General features: G+C 41.6%; 6 protein-coding genes and 2 pseudogenes. 6 read left to right on the top strand and 2 right to left on the bottom strand.

The features are described 5' to 3' along the window. Positions 1-7: 7 nt before the first annotated feature. Together HMPREF2795_RS01405 and HMPREF2795_RS01400 are read right to left on the bottom strand one after the other, a co-directional pair. Entirely contained in the window at positions 8-2,260 is a 2,253-nt protein-coding gene (locus tag HMPREF2795_RS01405) for an ATP-dependent Clp protease ATP-binding subunit (protein WP_075228035.1), read from the bottom strand. A gap of 396 nt (positions 2,261-2,656) precedes the next feature. Continuing rightward, a complete protein-coding gene (locus HMPREF2795_RS01400) occupies positions 2,657-2,887 on the bottom strand; it encodes a DUF1797 family protein (protein WP_000443576.1) in 231 nt (76 codons plus the stop codon). A gap of 196 nt (positions 2,888-3,083) precedes the next feature. Between HMPREF2795_RS01400 and HMPREF2795_RS01395 the strand changes: the two genes are divergently transcribed. The 6 genes and pseudogenes from HMPREF2795_RS01395 to HMPREF2795_RS01375 form a co-directional block, all read left to right on the top strand. Next, positions 3,084-3,767 carry an amino acid ABC transporter permease gene (locus tag HMPREF2795_RS01395; RefSeq protein WP_001011628.1) on the top strand — a complete coding sequence of 228 codons (684 nt, stop codon included), beginning with the start codon at positions 3,084-3,086 and terminating at the stop codon, positions 3,765-3,767. Then, entirely contained in the window at positions 3,767-4,501 is a 735-nt protein-coding gene (locus tag HMPREF2795_RS01390) for an amino acid ABC transporter ATP-binding protein (RefSeq protein WP_000140935.1), read from the top strand. The genes HMPREF2795_RS01395 and HMPREF2795_RS01390 overlap by 1 nt, the downstream gene beginning before the upstream one ends. A 132-nt stretch (positions 4,502-4,633) precedes the next feature. Further along, positions 4,634-5,488 carry a bifunctional methylenetetrahydrofolate dehydrogenase/methenyltetrahydrofolate cyclohydrolase gene (locus tag HMPREF2795_RS01385; RefSeq protein ID WP_000192098.1) on the top strand — a complete coding sequence of 285 codons (855 nt, stop codon included), beginning with the start codon at positions 4,634-4,636 and terminating at the stop codon, positions 5,486-5,488. A 238-nt stretch (positions 5,489-5,726) separates the two neighbouring features. Continuing rightward, positions 5,727-13,463 (top strand): SIALI-17 repeat-containing surface protein, encoded by a 7,737-nt coding sequence (locus HMPREF2795_RS01380; RefSeq protein WP_075228034.1) that lies wholly within the window; start codon positions 5,727-5,729, stop codon positions 13,461-13,463. Between the two features lie 170 nt (positions 13,464-13,633). Continuing rightward, a pseudogene (locus tag HMPREF2795_RS11050) lies at positions 13,634-13,702 on the top strand (YSIRK-type signal peptide-containing protein); the annotation flags it as partial. 291 nt (positions 13,703-13,993) lie between these two features. Further along, positions 13,994-18,940: pseudogene (locus HMPREF2795_RS01375) on the top strand (SIALI-17 repeat-containing surface protein); the annotation flags it as partial.

Raw genomic sequence — 18,940 nt, 5'->3', positions numbered from 1 at the left:
TGTGGAATTAGTCATTTGAGTCAACTGTTTCCAATTTATTTTTTGATTTAATCATGATTTTACCATTGCTAGTCATGACGGCTTTGAGGTTTTTCTCGCTTGGATTTTCAAGGTAGTAGTCTGTAATCGCATCTTCGATATGATCTTGAATGGTACGACGTAGTGGACGAGCTCCCATTTTTGGATCATAACCAAGGTCTACAAGTTTCTCCTTAACCTTATCTGTTACATCTAAATGGATGTTATTGCTTGAGAGACGTTGATTGACATCATCTAACATGAGATCAACGATTTGAAGGAGATTTTCCTTGCTGAGGGCCTTGAATTCGATAATGCCATCAAAACGGTTCATGAATTCTGGGCTAAAGAAGTTGCCTAATTCTCCAAGAACAGAGTTAGTACGGCCTTCTCTAGCAGCACCAAATCCAACACTAGCTTCTGCCTTACCTGTACCTGCATTTGAGGTCATGATAATGATGGCGTCTTTAAAGCTAACAGTACGACCTTGACCATCCGTTAAACGACCATCGTCCAAGACTTGAAGGAACATATGCATAACATCTGGATGGGCTTTTTCAACTTCATCCAAGAGGATTAGTGAGTAGGGGTTACGACGAACTTTTTCAGTCAATTGACCTGCTTCATCATAGCCTACGTATCCTGGAGGGGCACCAACGAGTTTAGCCACGCTGTGTTTTTCCATGTATTCACTCATGTCAAAGCGAATCATGCTGTCAGCAGAACCAAAGAGTTCGATGGCCAGCTGTTTAGAAAGTTCTGTTTTACCGACACCGGTAGGACCAACAAAAAGGAAGCTACCGATTGGACGGTTTGGAGTACCGAGTCCAACACGGTTACGACGGATAGCCTTAGCGATCTTATCAACTGCATCATCTTGACCAATAACATGAGCCTTGAGGTCATCTGCTAGGTTGATGAGTTGAGATTGTTCTTTTTCTTTCAAATCACCAACTGGAATATTAGTTTTTTGTTCGATGATGTGTTCAATCGTCTTTTCGCTGATGATTGGGGTATCCTGATCCGTTACCTTGGTCTTTTGCATTTCCTTATATTTGGCAATCTGGTCACGGAAGTAGGCTGCTTTTTCAAAATCTTCATCGCGGGTTGCTTGTGCCTTGAGATTTTCTGCTTCGATTAAGCGTTGGTCGATGACCTTAGGATCTACAAAATTCAAGGTTAAGTTCATTTTTGAACCAGCTTCATCTAGAAGGTCAATGGCCTTGTCTGGCAAGAAACGATCTTGGATGTAGCGGTTAGAAAGGGTAGCGGCCGCTTCGATAGCGCCGTCAGTATAATGAACGTGGTGGTAATCTTCGTATTTCTTTTGGATACCTTTCAGGATAATAATGGTTTCTTCAACGGTTGGTTCATCAACTTTGACAGGTTGCATACGACGTTCAAGGGCAGCATCTTTTTCGATGATGCGATATTCATTGAGGGTAGTAGCACCAACCAGTTGGAGTTCGCCACGAGCAAGAGCTGGTTTTAGGATATTTCCTGCATCCATATTCCCTTCTCCTGCTGAACCAGCACCGACAATTTCATGAATTTCGTCAATGAAGAGAATAACATCCTCGCGCTCACGAATTTCTTCCATGAGTTTTTGCATGCGCTCTTCAAACTGACCTCGGATACCTGTTCCTTGAACAAGGCTAACGACATCTAAGCGGATGACTTCTTTGCCTTGAAGCTTATGGGGAACATCACCGTCAACAATTTTCTGAGCTAAACCTTCGACAACAGCTGTCTTACCAACACCGGGCTCACCGATGAGGACAGGGTTGTTTTTTGTTCTGCGGTTGAGGATTTCAATGACACGGATAATCTCTTCGTCACGGCCAATTACAGGGTCAATATTTCCACGACGGGCAATCTCAGTGACATTGATACCATATTCATCCAAGAGTCCTTTTTCCTGGATTGGTGGTGGGGTTTGGGCAGAACCACGATTTTGGGAACCATAACCCCCATTTCCACCGTATCCACCCCCTGACTGAGTTGGGGGGATATTGTTGTTATTAGAAGAAGGTCTAAAGTTGTTGAGATCGTTAAAGAAGTCTCCAAAGGGATCAAAATCACGGTTGTTTAAATCTGTAATGCCCTTGAACAAGCTATTGTTAGGATCTGTTTTGATAATTTTGTAGCAATTCTGGCAAAGGTCGATTTGCTTTTGTTGCCCATTGAGATTGGTATAAAGATGAATCGTTGAGTCATTGATTTTACAGTTTTGACAGAGCATACCGCCACCTCATTTCTTTCTTAGTCTTGACTAAATCTAAAAGGTCAAAAATAGTCAAACAAGTATATAATTTAATTATATCATGATTATTGGGCAATTCAAGTAAAAAGATTGGATACTAGCACTATAAATAGTAGAGCGCTAATCTGGAGAATATTTTGATAGCAAGAAAAAAATCCTATTTGTCATACAAAAAGGATTCTCGTTGGTGAAAGGCGGTGGGACAGAAATCGATAGACAAAGTCTCGATTTCGTAGTCCCAGCCCCGCGAAGATGATTAGGAGTTTTGGGAGTCTAAAAGACGAACGAAAAGTCCAATCAGCTACCGCGTCAAAGTTTGATTGCTAATAAAAAGTGAGGTCGGGATCTTTTGTCCCAACCTCTGTATATCTATTATTAGTATAGAAGTTCGTAAATTTCCATCGCAATCAAGTCGATGCTGTCAAAAGTATATGTTTCACGCGCTTCAACATCACGAAGTGTAAAGATTGGGCCATTTTCTTCATCATGGTTAAAAGCAACTTCAGCTACAACAACTCCCTCGCGCTCAAAGTTACGTTTTAAGTTACCACCATCTTTTGTCATTGCTTCTAGGCGGTTGATGATTCTAACCAAATGTGATTCCATTTTGATTCTCCTCCATTTCTTATCGTTACTATTTTACCATAAAGAGTATCCACTTGACTAGAAAAAACTAAGATTTCTCACTATTTCTGTTTTCTTTGAAATTTTATTGAAAATAAAAGGAAAAAGATTGCATTTTTATTCAAAACATGTTATACTCATACAAGTTTTAAGTTAGAAATTAGAAAGTAGTGGATTTATGAATTTTTCTTTTTTACCTAAATATCTGCCATATTTTAACTATGGTGCTCTTGTAACAGTCTTGATCTCTGTTTTGGTTGTCTTTTTGGGGACAATTTTAGGGGTAGTCTTGGCTTTTGCTCAACGTTCTAAAATAAAGCCCATAGCTTGGCTTGCCAATGTTTATATTTGGATTTTCCGTGGAACACCTATGATGGTTCAGATCATGATTGCTTTTGCTCTTATGCATATCAATGCCCCGACTATTCAAATTGGAGTTTTGGGAGTTGATTTTTCACGTTTGATTCCAGGGATTATCATTATTTCTATGAATAGTGGTGCCTATGTATCAGAAACAGTTCGTGCTGGTATCAATGCAGTACCTAAAGGACAATTAGAGGCGGCTTACTCTCTAGGGATTCGTCCTAAAAATGCCATGCGCTATGTCATCTTGCCACAGGCTATCAAGAATATCTTGCCAGCCTTGGGGAATGAGTTTATTACCATTATCAAGGATAGTTCACTCTTGTCAGCAATCGGTGTTATGGAATTGTGGAATGGAGCTACTACGGTGTCAACAACCACCTACTTGCCTTTAACTCCACTTTTATTTGCAGCCTTTTACTACTTGATTATGACCTCTATCTTGACACTAGCCTTGAAAGCTTTTGAAAATCGTATGGGACAAGGAGAGAAAAAATAATGACTGAAACGCTTATAAAAATTGAAAACCTTCATAAAAGCTTTGGAAAAAATGAAGTTTTAAAAGGTATTGATCTTGAAATCAAAAAAGGGGAAGTTGTGGTCATTATCGGACCATCTGGTAGCGGTAAGTCAACCCTCCTTCGCTCTATGAATCTCCTCGAAGAAGCGACAAAAGGAAAGGTTATCTTTGAAGGAGTAGACATTACAGATAAGAAAAACGACCTCTTTGCCATGCGTGAAAAGATGGGAATGGTTTTCCAACAGTTCAATCTCTTCCCCAATATGACAGTGAAGGATAACATCACGCTTTCTCCTATCAAGACCAAAGGGGAAAGTAAGGAAGTTGCTGAGAAGAGAGCGCATGAGCTCTTGGAAAAAGTTGGTTTACCAGATAAGGCAAATGCTTATCCACAAAGTTTGTCTGGTGGGCAGCAACAACGTATCGCTATTGCTCGTGGTCTTGCCATGGAACCAGATGTCCTACTTTTTGATGAACCGACTTCTGCCCTAGACCCAGAAATGGTAGGGGAAGTACTAGCGGTTATGCAAGAACTTGCTAAGTCAGGAATGACTATGGTCATCGTGACGCATGAGATGGGCTTTGCGCGTGAAGTGGCAGACCGCGTCATCTTTATGGCTGACGGTGTTGTTGTCGAAGATGGAACTCCAGAGCAAGTCTTTGAACAAACCCAAGAACAAAGAACCAAGGATTTCTTGAGTAAGGTTTTGTAAGAATATCATGAAAAGCTCCAAGTGGGCTTTTTCTTATAGTTTCAGACTATAAGGTCTCTTAGGTAAGAAGTGTTAGAGGGACAAGTGTTTTTTTGATATAATAGAAGATATTTGTTAGAAAAGAGAAAACACATGACACAGATTATTGATGGCAAGGCTTTAGCAGCCAAGCTACAAGGACAATTGGCTGAAAAGACTGCGAAATTGAAGGAAGAGACAGGTTTGGTGCCTGGTTTGGTGGTTATTTTGGTTGGGGAAAATCCAGCCAGTCAGGTTTACGTTCGTAACAAGGAACGTTCAGCGATAGCTGCAGGTTTCCAAAGTGAAGTCGTGCGAGTTCCGGAGACCATTACCCAAGAGGAATTGTTGGACTTGATTGCCAAATACAATCAAGATCCAGCTTGGCATGGTATTTTGGTGCAGTTGCCATTACCAAAACACATCGATGAAGAAGCTGTTTTATTGGCTATTGATCCAGAAAAGGACGTGGATGGTTTTCATCCGCTCAACATGGGGCGCCTTTGGTCTGGTCATCCAGTTATGATCCCTTCAACTCCAGCTGGTATCATGGAAATGTTTCACGAGTATGGGATTGAACTAGAAGGTAAAAATGCAGTTGTCATTGGTCGTTCAAATATCGTCGGTAAACCAATGGCCCAGTTGTTATTAGCTAAGAATGCAACTGTAACCTTAACCCACTCACGAACACACAATCTTGCCAAGGTAGCTTCTAAGGCGGATATTCTTGTCGTAGCAATCGGTCGTGCTAAGTTTGTGACTGCTGACTTTGTCAAACCTGGGGCTGTTGTTATTGATGTGGGGATGAACCGAGATGAAAATGGCAAGCTCTGTGGAGATGTTGACTATGATGCCGTTGCACCAATCGCTAGCCATATCACACCTGTACCTGGTGGAGTTGGGCCTATGACCATTACCATGCTGATGGAGCAGACTTATCAGGCGGCATTGCGTAGTTTGGATAGATAATACAAGCATTGATTTTATATAGTGAAGAAACAAGTTCTCAAAAATGAACTTGTTTTTTTCTTGCACTTCTTTTAATAAAATTACAGTAAAATTTCTACAAATTATTGAAAAAACTCTACTATTTTGATATATTAAAAGTATCAATATTTATATGGATAAAATAAGTAAGCGTCTAGAGGGAGGTTTATTTTTTGGAGTAAAATGTAATCGCTTACTAGAACATTGGAAAGGAACAATAATGGATAAGAGATTTTTTGAAAGACGGTGTCATTATAGTATTCGTAAATTTGCCATTGGTGCGGCTTCAGTTATGATTGGAGCTAGTATATTTGGTCTTCAGGTGGCTCAAGCAGCTGAAACCGAAACAGCAAGTCCCAGTGAGGAAACGATTCATCAAGTTCAACCTTTAGATAAGCTTCCAGATGAGGTTGCTGCAGCAATTGCAAAAGCTGAGCAAAATGGCCCACAAGATAACGCTACTGAAGAAGAAAATGATACTGTTGAATCCGCAAAACCAGCAAGTGAAGAAAAGGTAACTGAGGCAACAAGCCCTAAGGTAGAAAAGGAAGCAGAAGTAGTCAGCCCTAAAGAAGACAAAGTTGAAAAAACTGAAAAATCTGCTGCTGAAGCGAATGGGAAAGAGTCTACAGTTTCAAAAGCAAGTGCTGAAAAGCCAACAGTTCGAGAAGAACATTCTGATACACCTAATCAGAATAAACCTGTAACGGACGATAAAAGCAAGGAAGAAAAAGCTTCGGCAAGTGAATTGCCTCAAGCCACAAAAGAGAAGGAAAAAGAAGACCAACTTTTACAGGAAAGAAAACAAAATTTCAACAAAGACTGGTATTTTAAATTAAACGCTCAGGGTGATTTTTCTAAGAAAGATGTGGATGTTCATGACTGGTCTAAGTTGAACCTTCCTCATGACTGGAGTATCTATTTTGATTTTGATCACAAGTCTCCTGCTCGAAATGAGGGTGGTCAATTAAATGGTGGGACTGCCTGGTATCGTAAGACCTTTACTGTAGACGAAGCTGCCAAGGACAAGGATGTTCGTATTAATTTTGATGGAGTTTACATGGACTCTAAGGTTTATGTAAATGGCAAATTTGTCGGTCATTATCCAAGTGGTTATAATCATTTTTCATATGACATCACTGAATTTTTAAATAAAGATGGTAGTGAAAATACCATTGCGGTCCAAGTTACTAATAAGCAGCCAAGTAGTCGATGGTACTCAGGAAGTGGGATCTATCGTGATGTGACTCTGAGCTATCGTGACAAGGTACAGGTGGCTGAAAATGGAAATCATATCACAACTCCAAAATTAGCTGAACAAAAAGATGGCAATGTTGAAACACAAATTCAAAGCAAGATCAAAAATACTGCTAAGACTTTAGCCAAGGTATTTGTGGAGCAACAGATTTTTACTAAGGAAGGTAAGGCTGTCTCAGATTTGGTTCGTTCTGTAACTAAGAATCTATCAGGAAATGAGACAGCTGACTTTAAGCAAACGATTTTGGTTAATAAACCAACTCTCTGGACAACAAAAAGCTACCATCCTCAGCTCTATGTTCTAAAAACCAAGGTTTATAATGAAGGGCAGCTAGTTGATGTGACAGAAGATACTTTTGGTTATCGTTATTTCAACTGGACAGCTAAAGAAGGCTTCTCACTGAACGGTGAGAGAATGAAATTCCATGGAGTTAGTATTCACCATGATAATGGAGCCTTGGGGGCAGAAGAAAACTATAAGGCAACCTACCGAAAATTAAAACTCCTAAAAGATATGGGAGTTAACTCTATCCGTACAACCCACAATCCAGCAAGTCCACAGTTGTTAGATGCTGCAGCAAATCTAGGACTTTTGGTCCAAGAAGAAGCCTTTGATACTTGGTATCGTGGTAAGAAAACGTATGACTATGGACGTTTCTTTGACCAAGATGCAACTCACCCAGAAGCTAAGAAGGGTGAAAAGTGGTCTGATTTTGACCTGAGAACCATGGTCGAACGTGATAAAAATAATCCATCTATCGTTATGTGGTCACTCGGTAATGAAGTTGATGAGGCTGATGGTGGAGCTCGTTCACTAGAAACAGCCAAGCGTTTGAAAGCTGTTATCAAAGCAATTGATACAGAGCGCTATGTGACTATGGGTGAAAATAAATTCAGTCGTGCTTCTACAGGCTTGTTCTTAGAATTAGCAGCAATCATGGATGCTGTAGGTATGAACTATGGAGAGCGTTTTTACGATGCTGTTCGTAAAGCCCATCCAGACTGGTTAATCTACGGTTCTGAAACTTCTTCAGCAACTCGAACTCGAGATTCTTATTTTGATCCTGCTCATTTACTCTGGCACGACAATCGTCCAAATCGTCACTATGAACAATCAGACTATGGTAATGATCGTGTAGCCTGGGGTAGAACAGCTACTGAATCTTGGACCTTTGACCGTGATCGTGCTGGCTATGCAGGTCAGTTTATCTGGACTGGTTTTGACTATATCGGTGAACCTACACCATGGCATAATCAAGATAATACACCAGTGAAAAGCTCTTACTTTGGTATCATTGATACGGCAGGATTGCCTAAGAATGATTTCTACCTTTACCGTAGTGAATGGTATAGTGCCAAAGAAAAACCAACTGTTCGCATCATGCCTCACTGGAATTGGACTGAAGAAACGCTCAAGGAACGTAATATGCTCATCAATGGTAAGGTTCCAGTTCGGACCTTCTCAAATGCTGCTAGCGTAGAATTGTTCTTGAACAACGAGTCCCTTGGTAAGAAAGAATTTGTTAAGAAAACAACTGAAGATGGGCGCCCTTATCACGAGGGAGCTAAACCAAGTGAATTGTATCTTGAGTGGTTGGTGGACTATAAACCAGGTACCTTAACAGCTATTGCTCGCGATGAAAATGGAAAAGAGATTGCGCGTGATAGTGTGACAACAGCAGGGGAGCCAGCTAGAGTTCGTCTCACCAAGGAAGAGCATGTCATCACTGCAGATGGCAAAGATTTGTCTTATATCCATTATGAAATCGTTGATGAAGACGGCAATGTTGTACCAACTGCCAATAATCTTGTTCATTTCAATCTTCATGGCCAAGGCCAAATCGTCGGTGTGGACAATGGGGAACAAGCTAGCCGTGAACGTTATAAGGCTCAGAAAGATGGTACATGGCAAAGAAAAGCCTTCAATGGTAAAGGTGTTGTCATTGTAAAATCTACTGAAAAAGAAGGTAAATTCACTCTTTATGCGGATTCTGCAGGCTTGGCTTCAGATCAGGCAACAGTCACAACCGTTTCAGGCAAGAAAGAAAATCGCCATTTTGTCGCTTTTGCCCCTGTGAAAGCAAGAACTGATGTCAGCGAAAATCCTAAATTGCCAGAGACTGTGACAGCTATTTATAGCGATGGTAGTGTCGAAGAAAAAGCTGTGACTTGGGACATCCCAGAAGATCTCCTTTCAAGTGCTGGTGAGAAAAAAGTCCTTGGTAGTGTGGAAGGACTCGAAGCCAAGGCTGAAGCCCTTGTCAAGGTAGTTGCGCTTGATAAGTGGTTGCCAAAAGTAGCAACTGTCCCAGTTGGTACAGCTGTTGAAAATTTGGACAAGACTGTTACGGCTGTTTTATCAGATGGTAACTTGGTTGATGCGGATGTCGTTTCTTGGACCTTGAAAGATCCATCTGCCTTGACCAAAGAAGGTGGACGTACTGAAGCAACTGGTAAATTGGAAGGCAATGACTACGAGGTTACGGCAACCTTTATCGCAAGTGATAAGGAAACAGAAAATACTGTTACAGGTCTCACGGTTGGAGATAAGACTCTTGAAAACTTTGAGCCTGGAAAGACCTACTACCGAGTATCCCTTCCTTATACTTCTAAGATTCCAAATGTTGGTGCACAGACAACAGGCTATCAGGTAACAGTTCAACAAGCCTCAGCTGCCAATGATTATCAGGCTTCTGTATTCTTGAGTGACCAGAAGGGCGATTTAGTTCAAACTTACTTGATTCAGTTTGTGAAAGAAGCGCCTGCCTTGACACGCTTGGAAGTAAGTGTTGAAGGAAAAGAAAATGCAACAGAAGACCAAGTTCTCCCTTATCATGTCATTGGACATTATGAGGATGGTTCACAGACTGAATTTTCAGCGTCAGATATCCATTTGGAAGTTAAGTCAGCTGATGGTGCTCATCTTGAGGTGAATGGTCAGAACTTGCTTCTTTACAAGAAAGGTAGTGTAACCCTCACTCCTCGTATTGACAATCAAACTGATAAGACTCAGTCTGTAGCAACTGAACTTGTGATAAAAGAAAATACAGTAGACAAGAAAATTGTCAAGCTTCATCCTGTTTCAATCTCTACAGATATCAATCAGCAACCGAATTTGCCTGATCAAATCGGAGCAGAATTTGATAAGGGCTTACCTCGTAAAGTTTCTGTAACTTGGGACAAGGTAGATGCCAAAGAACTTGGTTACTATCATAGCTTTACCCTTAAAGGTCATGTCGAAGGTACAGATATTGAGGCTCTTGCCAATGTAACTGTTGAAGGTTTGCAGGTTGCAGAAGAAATCAGCCTTACTCTTCCTAAGGGTGAAACTGTTCAATTGCCATCTAGTGTTCGTGCTTATCATTCTAATGGAACAACTGTCTATAAAGATGTCCTTTGGGACAAGGTTCCTGAGAACTTTAGTCAGACTGAAGGTATCTATGAAATCAAGGGTCAATTAGTGGGTAGCCATCTGACTACCAAGGCCCATGTCCGTGTTTCTAGTCAAGTTGTTGCTGGAAATAATATCTCGAAACAATGGACTGGTTCTCAATTGCCAGCTGCTATTGTATCCAATACGGGTGGTGATGATTCGGCAAGTACCCTGAACGATTTGACGGTTTCAAGAGCCAATACAGATGTTAAGAATCGATGGACTACATGGCAAACAGGTACAGATAATGATTGGGCGTCTATCTTGTTTGGTAATTCAGGTGATTTGACCAAACGATTTGTCGATAATCTTTCCGTTGATTTCTATACAGACGGAGCTATCGGACTTCCAAAAGAATATGTCATTGAATATTATGTTGGTCAAGAAGTTCCAGATCTTCCAAACGATGTCAATCATGCTCAAGGAGATACCAAGCATCCATTCAACAATGCTGCCAACTGGAAGGCTGTAGAAAATCTTCACGCTCCTGGACAATTATCTGCAGGTCAAACAAACCACTTTACATTTGATAAGGTTGAAACTTATGCTGTTCGTATGCGTATGAAGAAGGCAGATGGAAAGGCTGGTGTTGGTTTAACAGAAATTACTATTTTAGGAAGTAAGGTTCCAAGTGCTACCAGCTCAGAAATTTCTATCCAAGTAGATGGTAAGAAGCTCGAACATTTCAATCCGTCTAAGACAGATTATTATATTCCTCAAGCAAGCAAGGAAATCACTGCAACAGCCAGCAACAACGGTTTGGTGACAGTTGTTCCAGCAACAAGTGAAAAAGGTGCGACACGTCTTATCTTGAAAGCTGAGGATGGAACTGTTCTTAAAGAATATCGTATCTTCCGTGATGACGAAAAAGAGTCAACACAACCAGTAGCTGCGGAAAATAGTGCCCAGACCTTGAATGTTGGCGATCAACTTCAATTGCCTGCCGAGGTAACAGTCTACTATCCATCACAGACTGGCTGGGTTAAAGCTAATCTTGCTGTCCAATGGGATGCAGTCCCAGAACATGCGACTGCCCAAGAAGGTAACTTTGAAGTGCTTGGTCATGTTCTAGGAACAGACTTAACAACCAAGATGCAAGTAACAGTTGTTACAAAAGGTAATCAAGTTATCTCAGAAAATGCAAGCAATAATGCGACAGATTCTAAAGCCTTTGCATCTACTACAAATGATACACAAGCAGCTTCTCGGGATAAGATTTTCTATATCAACGATGGTCACTTTAACGAAGATGGACGTTGGACTAACTGGTCTCGTACTCCGAAAGACCAAGAAACATCTGTGGGAATTCTCTTTAAGAAGAATGGTCAGATTACACCTCAGTCTGTTGGAAAAGTAGCTATTCAGTTCTTTAAAGACAGTGGAACAGACGCACCAGCGACAATGGTATTAGAAAGATATGTTGGGCCTGCCTATACAGAACCAAGTACCATTTCTCGTTATGAAGAAAATGCGGATCATCCATTTAACAAGGCAGAAAACTGGCAAGAAATTCCTTATAAGGCATCTGGAGAAATCGTGGCTGGTAAACCGATTGAATTTACCTTTGATCCAATTCAGACAACAGCTATTCGAGCACGCATGACTCGTAAATCGACAACTAATGGTCTAGCAATGGTCGAATTTAGTGCTTACTCTCCTGCTAAAGCAATTGATGTGGAAACTCCTTCAGTGACTATTTCGGTTGCTGGAAAAGCATTGGAAAACTTTGATCCTGAGGTTTCAGATTATACAGTGAGCTTAAATGGCACTAAACCACAGGTGACTGCTCAAGCAAGTGGTCACGGTGTGACAACGGTTGTTGAATCTAGTCAGGATAACCTTCCTAGCCTTGTTCGTCTCCTTGCTAAGGATGGTAGTCTTGTCAAGGAATATCGTATTCACTTCAAGCCTAGTCACCGTATAGTTCCTGAAGAAGGTGACCAAAGTCCTGTTCTCGAACGACCAAGTTTAGAAGTTGTCAAGACCGAAATTCCATTTAAGGAAATTATTCGTGAAAACAATGACTTAGCGCAAGATGAACGTCGTGTAATCTCAGAAGGTAAGAAGGGTGAAAGAGTTGATTATGTTGAGGTTCTAGGATCTAACCGTACCACTGTTCATACAGATACGACAGAGGCGCAAGATCGAGTTGTTGAAGTCAAGGTCAAACCAGCCATTACTACAAGTAAGGGTGATGAGCCAGCTCCAGTGGTAGAAGTCCCAGAATTTGAGGGCGGCGTAAATGCAGTAGAGGCTGCTAAGCATGAGTTGCCAGAATACACAGAGGCAGTTGGCACAGTAGGTGACGAACCAGCCCCAGTGGTAGAAATTCCAGAATTTGAGGGCGGAGTCAATGCAGTAGAAGCGGCTAAGAATGAATTGCCAGAATACACAGATGCAATTGGCACAGTAGGCGACGAGCCAGCTCCAGTGGTAGAAGTGCCAGAATTTGAGGGCGGAGTCAATGCAGTAGAAGCCGCTAAGAACGAGTTACCAGAATACACAGACGCAATCGGGACAGCAGGTGAAGAGCCAGCACCAGTAGTAGAAGTCCCAGAATTCAAGGGTGGTGTCAATGCAGTAGAGGCAGCTAAGAATGAAGTCCCAGAATTTACAGGTGGCGTTAATGCTGTGGAAGCAGCCAAGAATGAATTACCAGAATACACAGGAACAGTGGCTACAGCTGGAAATGAGCCTGCACCAAGTCTTGTTAAACCAGCCGAAGAGGTTCGAATTTTGACTGATAAGGAAACTGGAGTTCTGGTAGCAGGGCTAACTACAGAGTTATCTAAAGACCTCAAGCTTCAAGTGCAAAAGGTTCTACGTCAAGAATTAGCTGGTAAGCACTACGATGCTTATCAAGTGAAATTGCTGGATAAGGACAACCAAGAAGTTGAACTCAAAGGTGCTGTCCTAGTGAGGTTACCAGTCAAGGGACAGGTTCAAGGAGTTTATCACATGAGCTTAGATCAAGGCTTACAGGTTCAAAAGGTGACGTTTGTAGGTGACATGGTTGAATTTGTCACCAAAGATCTAGGACTTTATGCGATTGTCTATAAAGAACAAAACCAAGAACAAGTAAAACCAGTAGAACAAGCTCATGAACCAGCAGTTAAGGGAGAAAACTTTGAAAATGCTTCAGAGAAAGTAGATTCAGCAAGACTTCCAGAAACAGGTGAAAGTCGATCTGATACAGCTGCTTTCCTAGCAAGTCTCAGTCTTGTTTTATCAGTAGCTCTACTAACAGTTAAACGTAAAGAAAAATAGAGTTTGGAACTCTACATTGCTGATTGATTGTAGAAATACTTGGACTATCCCAGTGGATAGGATCGAAAAATGCTACAACCATATGGAGAGGACCTCTAGGTTCTCTCCATTTTTTAAAATAGGGATGAAACCGCTTAGATGAGTGGTTGGAGGAAAGGAATAGAAGAAAGATGGATCATCAATTTTTTGAGAAACGTTGTCATTATAGCATTCGAAAATTTGCAATAGGAGCAGCTTCAGTAATGGTTGGTGCGAGTATCTTTGGAGCCAGCATGGTACAAGCTGCAGAGACAGAGCCCGCACTAGAAGCAGAAACAAGTCTTACACAGCTTCCACCAGAGGATAAGTTATCACCAGAATTGGCAGGCGCTATTAAAAGTGCAGAGGCAGACTTAGTTTCAGAGACTAAAGTGGAAGCGGTAGCTACTAAGTCCCAAGCTCCAGAAGAAACTTCTTCAAAAGCAGAAAAAACTAAAGATTCTACAGTAGAGGAGACAAGAGCAACCGTCGACAATGCTTCTACAGAAGTAGCTCCTACTGAAACCAATGCAGTAACAGAACCTACGAAACCAGCTGAAGTAAATGGAACGGTGGAGAAAGCTGATTCATTCACAGCAGATAAACCTGCAAGTAAAGCAGAAATTGATGCCGCAAAATCTCAAGTAGCTAAAAAGGAATATACGGTATTTCCAAGACCTCAAAAGGTTACTTATGGCGATGGTGTTACTGCTCTAGAAGGAAAGGTAAACCTTGTCTTTAGTGATGGCTTAGATATCTATACACGTAACCGTGCCAAAGAAGTTCTCCAAGCTAGTAATGTGTCTTACACTACCAGTACAAAAGCTACAGAAGGGGCAACCAACATTTTCCTTGGAGTGCGTGGGAAAGCTCCTCTGGCAGAAAAAGAAGTCCAAGATATTTCGTCTGATCTATACGATAAAATTGATGCCTATGTCTTGCGCGTGAAGGACAATAAGATTTCGATTGTCGGAAAGGATACCGATGCTGTCTTCTTTGGACTAACAACCTTGAAACAGATGCTGAAGGAAAGTTCAGTCCCAGTTCTTCGAGATGTGACCGTAGAAGACTATGCAGAAGTGAAGAACCGTGGCTTTATCGAAGGCTATTACGGAAATCCTTGGACCAAGGAAAACCGTGAAGAGTTGATGCGCTATGGTGGTGACTTGAAGTTAACTCAGTACTTCTTTGCGCCTAAAGACGATCCCTACCACAATGCTAAATGGCGTGAACTCTATCCAGAAGAAAAAATGTCAGAGATTCGTGATCTAGCTCGTGTGGGGAATGAAACAAAGACTCGTTATGTATGGACCATCCATCCATTTATGCATAACAAGATGCGTTTTGACACGGGTGAATTATATAAACAAGATTTAGATGTCATTAAAGCGAAATTCACCCAATTGCTGGATGCAGGTGTGCGTGAATTTGGGGTTCTAGCTGATGATGCGGCCTGGCCTGTTGGTGGCTACAATAGTTATGTTCGGTTAATGACTGACCTGACAAATTGGCTAACTGAACAAGAAACAAAATACAGTGGCCTTCGTAAAGATATGATTTTCGTGCCAGCTTGGTATATGGGACAAGGGACAGAAGATGAACTTCGCACGCTCAACGAACGCCTTCCAGAAACGGTCCATTTAACTCTAACAGGAGGAAAAGTTTGGGGTGCAGTTGACCAAACCTTCCTAACAAATTTGAAGAAGAATTTGACAGAAGGTGGTAAGAAGTATCGTCCAATTCATTTCTGGATCAACTGGCCTTGTAATGATAATACCAAGCAACACTTGATTCTGGGTGGTGGTGAAAAATTCTTACATCCCAATGTTGATTTGTCCTTGGCGCAGGGCATTATGCTAAATCCGATGCAACAATCCGAAGCTTCAAAGGTAGCCCTCTTTGATGTGGCTCAGTATGGTTGGAAGCAATGGAGAAGTGCGGAAGAAGCTGAAAAAATCAATGATATGGCCTTTAACTACGTGGCCAATGGAAACTTTGAAGAAAGCGAAGTATCAAAAGCCTTTCGTGAACTTGGTAAGCATATGCGCAACCAAAATCGTCCTCCACATGTCACAAAATTGGAAGAATCTGTTGAACTTGCACCTAAATTGACAGACTTTTATAATAAATTGAAGACTGGTCAAAACGTAGACGCAGAGAGAAAAGAATTAAAAGGTATCTTTGCAAACTTGAAGGCTGACGCCCTCCTTCTGAAAGAAAAAGGGGACAAGAAGCTTATTGACCAAATCCACTACTGGTTAGATAATGCAGTGGATCAGATGGATGCTTTAGAAGCCTTGCTGACAGCGACAGAAGGTCTGGCTGAAAAGAATGATGCTAAGGTTTGGGAGCATTACTATGCTGGGGTTAAGTATTACGATCAGTCCATTAGTTACTCTTTCTTCTATGTAGACCATTATGAACGTGCAGAGTTTGGAGTGCAACATATTCGGCCATTTATCAATAACTTAAAGGAATACTTGGCAACACATATCCAGACCATGTTGCATCCAGATAAACTTGTGACCACCTTTATTACCAACCGTGCGGGGATTGAAGGAGGTCTTGCAGAAGTAACAGATGGCGACTTGGATACTCATGCGATTGTCAAGACGACAACCGTTATTGAACGAGATGATTATGTAGGACTTCGTTTTAATAAAGCCATTAAGGTCCATACGCTAGGTTTTGCTACAGGTACAAAGACAGCCGATAATTATACCTTTGGAAATGCCCTTGTGGAATATCAAAACGAACAGGGAGACTGGGTAGCTCTCACAAGTCCAGCCTACACAGGTAGAGAACGTACGCTTGAATTTACTAATCTTGATATTACGGCACAAGCAGTTCGTATGCGTGCCACTGCTAAGAAAGATAATGCTTGGCTTGCCATGCGTGAGATTGCCGTCAATAGACCGCTCGAACTTGGAAGCAAGAAGGTAAAAGGAACCATTACCCTTAGTCCAAATCTGGTTTACAAGTATGGAACCAGTGTGCTTCAAATGCAGGATGGCAAAGATAACACCGAATCTATGATGGCTCATGCCAATCAAACAAATGTGACTCCAGAAAATGCTTGGGTTCAAATGGACTTGGGTGGAGCTAAGAAAGTGAAACATGTTCATCTAGTTCAAGGGGAAGGTGACAAACTAGCAGCTGGTGTCATCGAATATTCTACAGACGGTACAAACTGGAAGACACTTCAGACCTTAGCTGGGGATTGGATTTCAGATATTAGCCAGAACTTCACAGCCCAATACGTTCGTGTCCGTAATACCCAACTTCTCAGCAAATGGTGGAGAATTGCGGACTTTAGAGTTGACGTCGATACACCAAATACTGATTTGACCGTCACCAATGTCGACAGCCTGAAGGAAACGCCAGTAGTGGACAGTCGTGGTCGTTATGAAATGACCTTACCTCAAGGGAATCATCTTCCAGCAAATGGCTATCTTGGCTTGAAATTGGATCGCCTCCATGAAGCTAGTTCAATTGTACTTGAAGGTGCAGGTGAAACAGGTTTGACACTGGAATATTCAGCAAATGAAGTGGAATGGATGAGCGCTGACCAACTTCCAGAACACGCCTTGGTACGCTATGTACGCATCGTGAACAAGACAGATAAGGATCAAGCGCTTCCTACTGGAAAATTAGTCGTCAAGACAAAAGAAGTGGATCCAACTGAACTCTTATCAACCACTATGGGTATCCACCAATATTATGGTGCTAATGATGTTCGTCGCGTACACAACCTTGGTCAACTATTTGATGGGGACTTTAATAATTTTGTAGAATTTTCTGATTACCAACGTAAAAACTGGGAAATTGTCATGAAACTAGGCACAACTCGTCAAGTCAAGAAGATTCGTGCCTATATTCAGGATGCTCAGCGTAATTATTTGCGTGATGGAAAGATTCAAGTCAGTGAAGATGGTAAGAATTGGACGGATGTTGTAACAGTCGGAGATGGTGTGGAAAATGAAATTCGTGATAATTCCTTGACCGACGGCTGGACACATGATTCTGCAAACCCAGGAAATCGTTATATTGAAGGTATTCTGGATCAACCTGTAACTGCTAAGTTTATGCGTGTTCTCTTTACAGCGGACTATAATGCTCGTTTTGTAGGATTTAGCGAAATCGTGATTAATGATGGTGAATTTATCAATCCTGAAAATAATCCTACAGTGACAGGAACTGGTAGCGAAGAAGCGGATAACCTGAAGAAAAATATGACTGACGGAAATGTCTTGACAAGCTATGCAGCTACTGAAGATAAAGGAGAGCTTGTTTATCATTTATCTGAAGAAACCAAGGTCAATCATGTTCGCTTGATTGCTGACTTGCCAGAAGGTGCAAAAGTAAATGTCCAAGTTCGTACCTTGAATGATGCTGGTGAATCAGTATGGAAAAATTTGGGTGAAGTAAGATCAAGTTTCCAAACCTTTGCCCTTTCAGGAAAAAATCCACGGATTCTTGAGGTAAAAGTTTCTTGGGAAGGTGGCGAACCAGAGTTCTACGAAATGACTACCTTCTATCAAGAAGTGGAAAACGATCCAGCACAGACAACAAGTAAAGGAGACGAACCAGCTCCGGTAGTAGAAGTCCCAGAATTTAAGGGCGGTGTCAATGCAGTAGAAGCCGCTAAGCATGAGTTGCCAGAATTCACAGATGCAATCGGCACAGTAGGTGACGAACCAGCCCCAGTGGTAGAAATTCCAGAATTCAAGGGTGGTGTCAATGCAGTAGAAGCCGCTAAGAATGAGTTACCAGAATTCACAGATGCAATCGGCACAGTAGGCAACGAACCAGCTCAGGTAGTAGAAGTGCCAGAATTTAAGGGTGGTGTCAATGCGGTAGAAGCCGCTAAGCATGAGTTACCAGAATACACAGAGGCAGTTGGCACAGTAGGCGACGAACCAGCACCAGTAGTAGAAATCCCAGAATTCAAGGGTGGTGTCAATGCACTAGAAGCCGCTAAGCATGAGTTACCAGAATACACAGGAACAGTGGCTACAGTGTGGAACAAGCCAGCCCCAAGTGTGGAAAAACCAGCTGCAGAGGTTCGAATCTTGTCTGATAAGGAAACTGGAGTTCTGGTAGCAGGGCTAACTACAGAGTTATCTAAAGACCTCAAGCTTCAAGTGCAAAAGGTTCTACGTCAAGAATTAGCTGGTAAGCACTACGATGCTTATCAAGTGAAATTGCTGGATAAGGACAACCAAGAAGTTGAACTCAAAGGTGCTGTCCTAGTGAGGTTACCAGTCAAGGGACAGGTTCAAGGAGTTTATCACATGAGCTTAGATCAAGGCTTACAGGTTCAAAAGGTAACGCTTGTAGGTGATATGATTGAATTTACAACCAAAGATCTAGGACTTTATGCGATTGTCTATAAAGAACAAAATCAAGAACCAGTAGCATCAGATCATGAACCAGCAGTTAAGGGAGAAAACTTTGAA

This window comes from Streptococcus sp. HMSC056C01, from assembly GCF_001811305.1.
GTDB lineage: Bacteria > Bacillota > Bacilli > Lactobacillales > Streptococcaceae > Streptococcus.
Note: the sequence above shows the minus strand (reverse complement) of the source record. Positions and strands in the feature narration are given on the sequence as shown.

What these genes read in the sequence shown, in the direction of transcription:
- HMPREF2795_RS01385 (WP_000192098.1), top strand. Translation starts at nt 4,634, where the DNA reads ATGACACAGATTATTGATGGCAAGGCTTTAGCAGCCAAGCTACAAGGA.
- HMPREF2795_RS01405 (WP_075228035.1), bottom strand. Translation starts at nt 2,260, where the DNA reads ATGCTCTGTCAAAACTGTAAAATCAATGACTCAACGATTCATCTTTAT.
- HMPREF2795_RS01400 (WP_000443576.1), bottom strand. Translation starts at nt 2,887, where the DNA reads ATGGAATCACATTTGGTTAGAATCATCAACCGCCTAGAAGCAATGACA.
- HMPREF2795_RS01380 (WP_075228034.1), top strand. Translation starts at nt 5,727, where the DNA reads ATGGATAAGAGATTTTTTGAAAGACGGTGTCATTATAGTATTCGTAAA.
- HMPREF2795_RS01390 (WP_000140935.1), top strand. Translation starts at nt 3,767, where the DNA reads ATGACTGAAACGCTTATAAAAATTGAAAACCTTCATAAAAGCTTTGGA.
- HMPREF2795_RS01395 (WP_001011628.1), top strand. Translation starts at nt 3,084, where the DNA reads ATGAATTTTTCTTTTTTACCTAAATATCTGCCATATTTTAACTATGGT.